Source organism: Spirosoma sp., assembly GCF_048594605.1.
Lineage (GTDB): Bacteria > Bacteroidota > Bacteroidia > Cytophagales > Spirosomataceae > Spirosoma.
This window is the reverse complement of the sequence record NZ_JBMDWV010000015.1, coordinates 1-11,433: the sequence shown is the minus strand read 5'-3', so window position 1 is coordinate 11,433 and position 11,433 is coordinate 1. Positions and strand designations below refer to the sequence as shown.

General features: G+C 49.4%; 9 protein-coding genes. 1 reads left to right on the top strand and 8 read right to left on the bottom strand.

All coding sequences use genetic code 11. The features are described 5' to 3' along the window. The 8 genes from ACOJS8_RS00685 to ACOJS8_RS00650 form a co-directional block, all read right to left on the bottom strand. Positions 1 to 454, bottom strand: a 454-nt coding sequence (locus ACOJS8_RS00685; RefSeq protein WP_420146605.1) for a glycosyl hydrolase 2 galactose-binding domain-containing protein, incomplete at its 3' end; no start/stop codon positions are given. 13 nt (positions 455 to 467) lie between these two features. After that, positions 468 to 1,244: an SDR family NAD(P)-dependent oxidoreductase gene (locus tag ACOJS8_RS00680; RefSeq protein WP_420146604.1), complete on the bottom strand. Its 777-nt coding sequence runs from the start codon at positions 1,242 to 1,244 to the stop codon at positions 468 to 470. A gap of 116 nt (positions 1,245 to 1,360) precedes the next feature. Beyond that, positions 1,361 to 2,554, bottom strand: coding sequence for an enolase C-terminal domain-like protein (locus ACOJS8_RS00675; protein WP_420146603.1), 1,194 nt, complete (start codon positions 2,552 to 2,554; stop codon positions 1,361 to 1,363). A 70-nt stretch (positions 2,555 to 2,624) separates the two neighbouring features. Beyond that, positions 2,625 to 4,001 (bottom strand): endo-1,4-beta-xylanase, encoded by a 1,377-nt coding sequence (locus ACOJS8_RS00670; protein ID WP_420146602.1) that lies wholly within the window; start codon positions 3,999 to 4,001, stop codon positions 2,625 to 2,627. A 242-nt stretch (positions 4,002 to 4,243) separates the two neighbouring features. Next, on the bottom strand, positions 4,244 to 5,692 hold the full coding sequence (locus ACOJS8_RS00665; RefSeq protein WP_420146601.1) for a RagB/SusD family nutrient uptake outer membrane protein: 1,449 nt from the start codon (positions 5,690 to 5,692) through the stop codon (positions 4,244 to 4,246). 98 nt (positions 5,693 to 5,790) lie between these two features. Next, positions 5,791 to 8,787, bottom strand: coding sequence for a SusC/RagA family TonB-linked outer membrane protein (locus ACOJS8_RS00660; RefSeq protein ID WP_420146600.1), 2,997 nt, complete (start codon positions 8,785 to 8,787; stop codon positions 5,791 to 5,793). Between the two features lie 189 nt (positions 8,788 to 8,976). Further along, positions 8,977 to 9,714, bottom strand: a complete 738-nt coding sequence (locus tag ACOJS8_RS00655; protein ID WP_420146599.1) for an IclR family transcriptional regulator — start codon at positions 9,712 to 9,714, stop codon at positions 8,977 to 8,979. A gap of 180 nt (positions 9,715 to 9,894) precedes the next feature. After that, the gene (locus ACOJS8_RS00650; RefSeq protein WP_420146598.1) at positions 9,895 to 10,233 is read right to left on the bottom strand and encodes a LysR family transcriptional regulator; all 339 of its coding nucleotides are present in this window, start codon (positions 10,231 to 10,233) and stop codon (positions 9,895 to 9,897) included. Positions 10,234 to 10,381: 148 nt separating this feature from the next. On the opposite strand from ACOJS8_RS00650, the gene ACOJS8_RS00645 reads away from it, so the two are divergent. Next, positions 10,382 to 11,433, top strand: a 1,052-nt coding sequence (locus tag ACOJS8_RS00645) for a carboxylesterase/lipase family protein (protein ID WP_420146597.1), incomplete at its 3' end; no start/stop codon positions are given.

The window sequence follows — 11,433 nt, the reverse complement described above, 5'->3', positions numbered from 1 at the left end:
ATACTTTCGAGAAATAATCGACGCCATCGAAACACAGGAATACGTAGCTGCCGGGTTTCGCGCTGGCGGGCGTCGGAAACGATTTACGGTAGTACCACGCCTTCTCGTCCATGAACTTATACTGGTCGGAGTTTTTGTGGTAATACGGATGCGGCAACTTCCCGGCCTTGAAATAAGACCAATGCACCGAATTCGGAATGCTGGTCTGAAACGCATCGTTTCGTGGAGCCTTCAGGTCGCTTATCGGCTGATCGGTATGCGACAATTCCCAGCCATCGCCCGAGAGTGATACGTGTTGAGCGCCCGTGCGTGGCGTAATACGGTACGGTTGCCAGAGTTTATTTTTCTCGTCGGCAAACGGATTATCGGGCGACGTAGCAGACGGACTGCTTTGGGCCGATGCTACGTTCGCCAATAGGAAAAGGCTCAAAAAGAGTATATTAAGTTTTTTCATGCTATAGTTTCGGTTAAGCATCTCCATAGGGTTTCAGTTTGCCATAGCCCCGCATCAGTAGCAAACCGCCGTCGATGGTAATGGTCGAGCCGGTCATGTAGCTACCCGATGCGATTAAATCCACCAATACGTTAGCGATTTCGTCAGCCTGTCCCAATCGTCCGGCGGGAATGCCGTCGTTCACGGTCTGAAGCAAGTCCGGATTTTCCCAGACATCCCGGTTAATGTCGGTCTGAACAGCCCCGACTGCCAGCGTATTGACCCGGATGTTGTGCGGTCCCAGCTCCATCGCTACGCCTTTCATTAGGGTTTCCAACGCTCCTTTCGTGGCTCCGTAAAGGCTTAATCCCAACCCCGGCCGAACGCCGTTCACCGACGTAACGGTCCAGATGCTACCCGCTACGGTATGCTTTACCATGTTTCGGGCAACGGATTGCGTCAGGAACGTAGTGCTGCGAAAATTGACGTTATTGAATTGCTCAAAATCGGCCTCTGTTACGTCTAAGAAGTGTTTTTTATAGGATACGCCGGCGTTGTTCACCAGGATATTCAGACCATCTGCTACGTCCCATGCCTGCTCAGCGAGTCGAATGGCCTGCGCGGTTTCCGACAGATCGGCCTGTAACACATAGGCGTTACGTCCCATTTGCCGGATGGTGTCTGCAACGGTTTCGGCTTCATCGCGGTTTTCGTGGAAATGAACCACTACGTCGCAGCCTGCTTCGGCCAGACGTAGCGCGATGGCTTTTCCAATTCCCTGCGACGCTCCGGTAACGAGTGCTTTTTTCATTTTGAATTTTTTTGACAGGATTGACATGATTTATTCTGAGTAAATAATCCTGTTCATCCGAACGTCGGCCCGGCTGTAAATCCTGTCGAAAAGCTTAAATCCTGTCAAAAGAAAAATTACATTCCGCCAACCGTTGGGTACCAGTCGGGCCGGTACGGGTCCTGGTGGAAGCGAGCGTAGTAATCGCCTTTTTCTTCGTAATATTTCTCGTAATGCTTCATCTTATCCTCGTCCAGTGCAACGCCTAAGCCGGGACCAGTCGGCACTTTGATACAGCCGTTTTCGTACTGCATCAGGCCGCCTTCAATGATGTCGTCGGTGAGGTAATGGTAGTGCGCATCGCCCGCGAAATTCATTTGCGGAATAGTGGAAGCGGTATGAATCATGGCAGCCAGTTCGATACCAAATTCGGCTCCCGAGTGCATAGCCACGCCCAGATTGAACGTATTGCAGACCGCAGCCAGATCTTTCACGCCACGCGGCCCCTCCCAATAGTGAATATCCGTCAGTACAATATCGACCGAACCCATGCGAATGGCGGGAGCCAGATCATCGAATTTGGCGGGGTACATATTCGTCGCAATCGGGATACGTATCTGCTTGCGAACGGCTGCGTTCCCTTCCAGGCCCCACGACGGATCTTCAAAATATTCAATATTCAGGTCTTCCAGTCTACGACCAATCTGCACCGCCGTCTGCACCGACCAAAGCCCGTTCGGGTCGATACGCAGGCCAAAATCGTCGCCCAGTTTCTCGCGACAAAGCTCCAGTACCCGCGCTTCTTCCTTCGGCGATTTGACACCCGCTTTCAACTTCATCGAGTTAACGCCCAGCGTTTCGTGGAGTTCTACGCAGAAATCGGCCATGTCTTCCGCTGTTTCATCGTGCTTACCATCACCGGGACGGTCGTATCGCCAGAATAGGTAGGCAATAAACGGTACTTCGTCGCGCACACGTCCGCCCAGCAGATCGCTTAATGGGCGGTTCAGCACTTTGCCCTGAATGTCGAGACAGGCTATTTCGATGGCAGCATATAGCCGCGCGTTGGACATGTAATAAATGCTACGTAGTACTTTCAGCTTGATCTTTTCGAGATGAAACGGATCTTCACCAACGATACGTGGTTTCAGTTTTTGCAACGCTCCGCGCTGATCCCCTCCTCCTACTTCGCCCAATCCAACGATACCCTCATCGGTAATCACTTCGAGAATGGTACGTAGAAAATAGCCCGGATGCACGCCGGTATTATGGCGTAGTTGAGCGTTTAACGGAATGGCAACACAGCGAGTACGGATGTCAATAATTTTCATGCTAAATTTTTCTGATTGCCGTAAAAAGCAGCTTAGGCTGTCGCTTTAATACGGCTTATGGATAAGCTATTTAATCCAGCACAACAATCTGTGTACGGGCACCGCTTTTCGGAAACTGTACTTCTTTCTCGTATTTCTTGCCGTTACGTTGCGTCAGCACTATATACGTACCGTAAAAGCCCTTGTAGCTCACCGCGTTATTTTTGGGCGAAGCCGTTACATTCGTGCGCCATTCCTTGTTGATCAGTCGATCCAGTACGTCGAAAGCAGGCTTTTTGGAGAAGTCGCGGTTCAGCAGGCCACCTTTCCATTTGTCTTCGCCGGGCACCACCGTTCCGTCGGATTTGATACGTGCCGGGGCCGCCGTTCCATCAACCAGATTCCACCAGATAATGCCTTCCACTTTTGGGTGACTGAACCACAGTTTGTAATAATTTTCGGTCATCGCAGCCTGCATTTCAGGACCTTTATCTGTCAGTGCCGATACGGTAATTTCGGTAATATGCAGCGGCAGATTGAAGTCAGAATACAGGTCGAGCGTGTTAAACAACGTAGTGGGCGTCATGGCTTTACCCTTAATAATCTGCTCGTATTCTGGCTCGCTGAAGTTGTGAAATTGTAGGCCGATGGCGTTGATCTTGGCGTTACGTAGCAACAGATTTTCGGTGAGCAGGTAATCGGCGTTGTATTCGCGTTTATTGCTACGGTTCCAGATTCCGGTGGTGAAATTGAGCGTAAATACGTTGCTATTTGGAAACTGCCGTTCGCTTTCCCTGAAGGCTTTGAACGCGAAATCTTTGGGCATCAATACGTCGGGATGACGATCAGTTACTTCGTTTACTACGTCCCAGATTTGAATGTCGTGACCGTAGCGCTGGCCGATTTCCTGAATCCGTTTGCTGATTTTCTGCTCCATGATTTTTTCGTCTTTCGGCAGCCAGGTTGGAATCGACCAGCGTTGATTGTCCCAGACGAGCGTATGACCTTTGGGCGTAATGTTGTTCTTCCTGGCGAACTCCAGCACTACGTCGGGCGCCGGACGGCGGTAGCTATACGGGCTGTCTTTCCCGAAACGCAGCTTGCCGGGCTCCGGCTCCAGCTCGGGCCAGTAGAACGGAATGGTTACAAAATTGAACAGTTTCGTAAAATGCTCTTCGTAGAGCGCATCTTCTTTCGGGTTCTTGAAGCCTTTGACCATGAAGCCGTTGGCTCCGAAATAAAAATCGTGGCGGGTCTGGCTTAACGAAACCTCACCCGGCGAAACCGGATTGCCGTCTTTATCAGTAAACTGAACCGTAAAAGCACCCATCCGATTCTCGCGGATACCGTCGGCGATACGTTGCTGCACCGCCGGATCGCCCCATTGGCTTTTGTATTCGTCGGAAAGCTGGGCCGACACCTGAAATGCCGACAACGTCAGTAATGTAGCCGAGATAAGTTGTTTCATTGTAAAAAAAGCCATCTGTCAGCCATCGACAGACGTATTGGGTTTATAAAATTCAGGTTTGCTGTATGGCGCCTATTTTGTCGTTTTTAATCCACCCGTAAAGCCAATATGAACCCGACCGATCCAGGGATACGTATTGTTAGCGTGCGCATTTCCGGTCACGATTTCTACGACATTACTACGAATCAACAGCTTACGAACTATTGACGCAGGTTTTCAAAACAATCAGGTAGCTAATGCGCTTAATACCCCGGATTCTGATCGGTTGGGGCTAAAGCCGTATTGTAATTCAATTCAGCAACCGGAATGGGCCAGAACAGATGCTTATCGGCAACGTCTTTGCCTGTAGCGGCTTTAATGATTCCTTTCAGCTTGGGCGTGCCCAGCCGTTTCAGATCGAGCCAGCGCTTGGCTTCGTATTGGGTTTCGTAACCCCGCTCTTTCAATACCAGATCGTTGAATGTATCAGCGGTATAATCAGCCAGTTTAAAGTCGACGCTGGAGGCCGTTGTGGGATTTTGTCCATACGCCCGGCGGTGCACCTGATTAAGGGCATCGACTGCGGCCTGTGTTGGCCCGTTACCGGCCCGACTGGCGGCTTCAGCATAAAGGAGTAGAATATCAGCGTAGCGATAGACTGGAAAGTCGTTTCCGGCAGCTGTTTGGTTGGGAGCCAGCGGGTCCGAAAATTTCTTGCTCAGGATGCTATTTTTACCCAAACCAATGTCCCAGCTATACCAGAACGCACTTTTGCGAAGGTCTTTGGCATCCCAGTTTTTAATAATTGGGTTAGTTTCGGTATCGCTGTAGTGCGCGTAAAAGCCACCGGCGCCATGTAGCCGTGAGCCGGGATGATGCGCAAACATCGCCAGATACATGCCCTGATCGTTTTGCCGGGTTTGTTTTAGATACCAGATTTCTTCGGTCGACGTGACAACGGTAGGTCCAAAAATCTTGGTATCAAATTCAGCTGACGTCGCTACCGGAACCAGCGAAAACGCGTTGGATTTAATGATTTCGTCGGCTTTGTCACGCGCTTCAGCGTATTGGTTTCGGGTAAAATAAACCTCTGCCAGAGCCGCTTTTGCCGCCCATTTCGTAGCCCGGCCAACCTGCGCCCCTTTATCGGGCAAGTTGGTTTCAGCTTCCTTCAGGTCGCTCAGAATCAGCGTATAAACTTCTTCAGCGGTGTTTCGCTTTACGTTTGGTTCATTCAGTTGCGCTTCGGTACGTATCGGTACGCCACCCCAGTTTCGAACGAGCCAGAAGTAAGCAAACGCCCGCAGGTATTTGGCTTCTGCTACGTATTTCGTTACGTCGGCCTGACTGATGCTCTTGCCTTTTGGCGCATTCTGAATGACCAGGTTGGCGTTACGTATCGTCAGATAAAATAGGCGCCAGCCTTCGTCGGTACGCGGAATATTGGTACTGTTCAGGCCCTGAAAATCGCTCAGCACCTGGTAGCTGCCCCGTCCATAACTGTAATCCGTATACGCTTCAAGCTGAGCACCTAACTGACCTGTAATGCCATTGGTTGCCCGAAGCTGAGCATACGCCGAATTAACGGCAGCTTCTACTTCGCTGGCCGTATTGTAGAATGTTTCAATAGCCACCGCTTTGGGTTTCTCGACCAGTATGTCCTGACACGAAAGCAGGCCAAGAAGCGGGAGGAAGAATACTATCTTTTTCATGTAGTTAATGATTGACTTGTTGAGTGATTAAATTGTTGAATGAACTCAGGCTTTGCTTCTTATTCAATCATTCAACAATTCAATCACTCAATCATTAGTTAAAACCCAACCCGAATACCAAATGTGACTGCTTTTGACGTAGGATAGCTGTAGTGATCGATGCCCTGGCCGATGGAGTTAGCCCCACCCTGCGAATTGGTTTCGGGGTCCCACCACGAGTATTTCGTTAGGGTTAGCAGGTTCTGGCCGCTGGCGTAGATTTGAGCTGTCCGCATCCAGGTTACGTTCAGTGCCTGTAACGGCAGGTTGTAGGCTAACTGAATGGTTCTCAGGCGCAGATAAGAGCCATCTTCAACAAAACGATTTGAATAGTTGTAGCTATTGGCGCGGGAAATAACCGGATACTTGGCGTTTGTATTTGTCGGTGTCCAATGATTCAGGTAGACTTCGCGCGGCATATTCAGGCCAAAGCCGTAGTCGAGCGTATTGTTGATGGAACTGACGTTGACGAGGTTGTTGCCCTGCGTTCCCTGAATAAATAGCGTCAGGTCGAACCCTTTGAACGACATGCTTGAATTTAACCCGTAAATAAAGTTGGGGTTCGGATCGCCAATTATCGTTTTATCGAGCTGATTGATGACATTATCGCCGTTCAGATCTTTGTATTTTACCCGTCCCTGATCGGTATACCCATCTTCAACGTAGCCGTAAAACACACTCATCGGCTGGCCTTCCCGTAGCAGATTGGCGGCATCGCTGATCAACGTAACGCCTACGCTTCCACCCAGAATGTCCCGGCCACCTTCCAGTTTAACAACTTTAGAGCGGTTGAAGGCAATATTTCCGTTCAGATCCCACTTAAACGCTTTGTCGATTACGCGGGCCGACAGCGAAACTTCCAGGCCTTTATTCTGAATCTCCCCTACGTTACGGATCGTGCTCGTGAATCCGAAGCCAATCGGTAATTGCACCGTGTTGAGTAGATCACGGGTGTTTTTAACGTAGTAATCGAGTGTCAGCTGAACCCGGTTATTCAAAAATCCGGCGTCGATACCAAAATCAAGCTGCTCGGTGGTTTCCCATTTGAGGTTGCCAGGCAGTTGCGTTCCGGGCGCGAACGTATTGTACAACGCATCATCGAACACGGTTTTTCCGGCCGACAGATTGTTCAGCGTAGCGTAGGCTCCAATCGCCTGGCTGCCCGTTAAACCCCAACTGGCCCGCGCTTTCAGATCGGTCATAAACGTTACGTTCTTCATGAACGGCTCTTCCGAAACACGCCACGCAAAGGCTCCCGATGGAAAATAGCCCCATTTGTTGCCTTCGCTGTATTTACTCGAGCCGTCGGCCCGAATGCTGGCGGTGAACAGATACTTGTTGTTGAAACTATAATTCACGCGGGCCAGATAAGACAGCAGCGTACTGAACGAATAGCTCGTGCCAGGGATACCTGGCACAGCTGCTGAGCCCAGATTGGCGGTTTCGGTGATATCGCTGAGGAAACCTACTCCTGACGCATTTAGCCGCTTGTCCAGAAAATCCTGATAGGTAAAACCAGCAACCGCCGAGATGCTGTGTTTCTGAGCAATCGTTTTGATATAGCTGATCGTGTTTTCGCTCAACAGGCTCATTTGGCGAACCGTCCCTACGCTAGCGCTACCCTGCGAATTGATAAATTTGGTGGTGGTATACGTATCGGTTTGGTCATCGTTGTTTTCGATACCGCCCGAAATTTTAATGGCTAACCCGTCGAATGGCTTGAATGTCAGGGCTGCATTGGCCAGTACCCGGTTCGCATCGACGTTGTCCGTAAACTGCTCCAGATAGTTGAGCGGATTGATCAATACGTTGGAGATGAACGGATAAGCCGTTGCCAGTACGCGGTAAGAACCGTTATCATTGTAGGGAGTAAGTGTTGGTGGAGCCGAAATAGCCGCCGAAATCAACGTACCGCCCCGGTTACCACCACCCGAGTTCTGGCGACCCGTCGTAATTTTTGTCAACGTAGCACCATAGCTCAGGTTGAACTTTTTGCTAACATCCGTCGAAATATTGGCCCGAATCGAATACCGGTTATAATCGCTACCCCGAATAATTCCTTCCTGCTTAAAAACACTTCCGCCAACTGAAAAGCGCGTTTTTTCGTTGCCACCGCTCACCGTCAGGTTGTGGGTCTGCATGGGCGCTTTCTGGAACACCAGATTCTGCCAGTCGTAACCTTCGCCGAAGCTGTTGATCTGATCCTGCGTAAAATAAGGCGTTACTTTATCATTGGTTGCCTGTTCGTTGTAGAACGTAGCGTACTCTCTGGCATTCATTAGATCGAGTTTTTTACGCAGCGACTGGATGCTGTAGCTTCCCTCGTAATCGACCGTCATTTTGCCCGCCTTGCCCTGCCTGGTCGTGATAATTACTACACCGTTTGCACCCCGCGAGCCGTAGATGGCTGTTGCTGAGGCATCTTTTAGAATCTCGATACTCTCGATGTCAGAGTTATTCACAATGGTTGGATTACTGCCCGACGTCGGAAAACCATCCACTACGTAGAGCGGTTCGTTACTGCCCTGAATCGAGTTTGTTCCGCGAATACGTACACTGATACTGGCACCGGGCGCGCCCGTATTTTGCGTCACCTGCACGCCCGGTGCTCGACCCGACAAGGCCTGCAATACGTTCGTAGCCGGAAAGGCGTCAATATCTTTACCTTTCACCTGCGCCAGCGAACCCGTCAGGTCCGATTTGCGAACTGTACCATACCCAACCACAACTACCTCGTCGAGTTGCCGGTCATCTGCTGTCATCTCAGCATTGATAGATGATTGACTTCCTACGACAATTTCCTGACTCAGGAAACCGACAGACGAAAAGACCAACGTAGCATTATCTGGATTCGGAACTGTAATTCGATAGTTCCCGGAGGCATCAGTGGTTGTTCCGGTTGTTGTCCCCTTAAGCGATACGGTTGTGCCGGGTAGGGGGGCCTTGTCGCTTGCGCCGGTTACCTGCCCGGACACCACAACAGATTGTGCCCACCCGGAGGATGTCCAGAACGTCGTTATACAGGCAATCAGCCACGTAAACGTTAGATGTTTCATAAGGGCGAGGAATTAATTTTTATAATATAAAATTTAATTTTATTCTATTGCAATAGTAATGTGTTATACCGGTTAACTCCAAATATTTTTTTGTTTTTTCATAAAAAACTGAATTAACCGTTAGTAGGCGCTTAGTCGACCAGACATAAAAAAAGGCCGAAGCCTTTTTATTGTCTTATATATATGTCTCTATATCAGCTGTTTATTTATGGATTCGGCGCATTTTCGGAGCGATTGTAGGAGTCTTTGTTTATCCATGGCCATGTAGCGGTATTCGGGCAAATAAATGCTCAGGCTGGAAACGACAAATCCGTTTTTATAGATAGGTACGGCAAGGCCTATAACGTGACGATTAGGGATTGTTTGCAGGGCCAACTCTTCCTGATTCATGCGTGCCAGCGCATCATATAATTGGGTTTCGGATTGAATCTCCGGCCAGGAATCACCGGCAGGTAAGCCATATTTACTAACAAAACGCCGAACTTTTTCCGTGGATAGCATGGCGAGCAGGAGCCGACCGGAAGCCGAGTCATACACAGGTTTTATATCAGCCGTGCGTACCTGTAAATCCTGCTCAGCAAATGTTCTGTGAATTACAACCCGTTGATTATCTTTGAGTATGGCTAGTAAGCAGTTTTCGTTGACTGACTGCGTTAGCTCGTCCATTGGTTGGCGAGCTGCTCCGAGCAGATCTTTTTGATAGGCTTCATTGCCCGTGAGCGTATAGGATTTTGCCCCAAGTATGTAGCCTTTCTTAGCACCTATTTGTTCAACATAGCCGCGTGTAACTAACGTTTTCAGAATGTTGGCACAAGTCCCATGATTCAGACTAAGTCCGTCGGCTAGCTCACCCAGGGACTTTGGTTGATCAAGGTCGTTGGCAATAAGCTCTAACAGGTCTAGTGCTCGATTAATAACTTGAATCATCTATATCTAATTTTATAATACAAAATTATGCTGGTAAATGATAAAAGAAAATTAATACAGAATTATACGTCAGGGAAGATGATACAGGTACAGGATTAAAACTTTTTTAAGGGTATTCTCTGTCTCAGGGTGGATATGAATGCATCGCTAGTCAAAAGCGCCATACATATCAGGTAACTTTTATACTGTATTTCTATGCGACTTGACCAATCCGCTCAGTGCTTGTACCAGTGGTTTGGGTTGTTCCGATTTATGAATCAATACGTGCCGAATACCGATTTCCTTAAAGGGGGTTCCGTCAGCGTTGAGGATAGGCATCGACAACAGATTGGGCTCCTGTTGTAAATCGAGTCGTTTAGTACGTTTGACGCCAACAAACAGTTCGGTTCCCAGTTCCGACTCCAATAGTTTGATCTGTTGACTCAGAGCAGATTGCGATATGAAAAGACGCCTGGCAGCTCGGCCATAGTGCAGTTCTTCTGCTACGCCCACAAAATATTTCAACTGACGAAGTTCCATCCTTTGCTATCCAATTTAAAATGATAGTTAGTGATAAGAATTACTTATCATCAGGTTAGAAAGTATAATTAAACTTTTCAGTTATTTTCTTTCTTTTTTTGCTTTACTGTGTGCGTTGATTCACTTCTAAAATGACCCCAACCTTTTCATGAACCTACTTGATCGACGGGATTTTTTAGCCCAGCTAGCGCTAACAACGGCTGCTCTTACGCTGCCGGGTGGTAGGGTTTCGGCCGCCAGAAAGGCAGATGAGTTTATTGTTACCGATACAACGTACGGAAAGCTGCGGGGAGTCCGGAAAGATGGCGTCAATTTATTCCGGGGAATACCTTACGGAGGCCGGACATCCGGAGATCGGCGATTTCGGCGTCCGGCTCCGCTTCAACCCTGGACGGACGTACGAGATGCGCTGGAGTTTGGCGCACCGGCCATTCAGCCACCTCGCCGGAATGAACCCGCTCCTTCGGAAGATTGTCTGTTTTTGAACGTATGGACCCCGGCCAATGATAATCGCAAGCGTCCGGTCATGTTCTATAGCCATGGCGGTGGCTTTGTTATTGGATCTGGCGCGTCGGGTGGGCAGGATGGGTCAAATTTGGCGCGTAACTTCGATGTTGTAGTCGTAGAGACCAATCATCGGCTAGGGCTTTTGGGCTTTTTATACCTGGACGAACTAGCTGGTTCGGAGTATGCCGGTTCGGGAAACACGGGTATGCTCGACATTGTGGACGGCCTGAAGTGGGTTCATGACAACATTGCCCGATTCGGAGGTGACCCAGGTAACGTAATGATCTGGGGTGAATCGGGGGGCGGAGCTAAAACATCCTGCCTGTATGCCATGCCCTCAGCTGCTCCCTATTTTAACAAAGCCTCGATTGAAAGCGGACCGGGCGTGCGCATGACCCCGAAAGACGTAGCGGCCGAAACGACGGCCATGTTGCTAAAAGAGCTGGGCATTGCTCCCAAAGACTGGCGGAAGTTGCTGGACGTTCCGGCATCTGAGTTGCTGGTTATGCAGAATAAATTACCGTTTGTGCCACCATTCCAGGAGAAAAATAAGAGTCAGGGAATGATGCGCCGGAATTACGGCGGTTTTGGGCCGGTGGTCGATGGTGGAGTGCTGCCTCGTCATCCCTTCGATCCGGTGGCTCCGGCCATTTCCCGCAACAAACCGTTACTGGTCGGCTGGAACGAGGATGA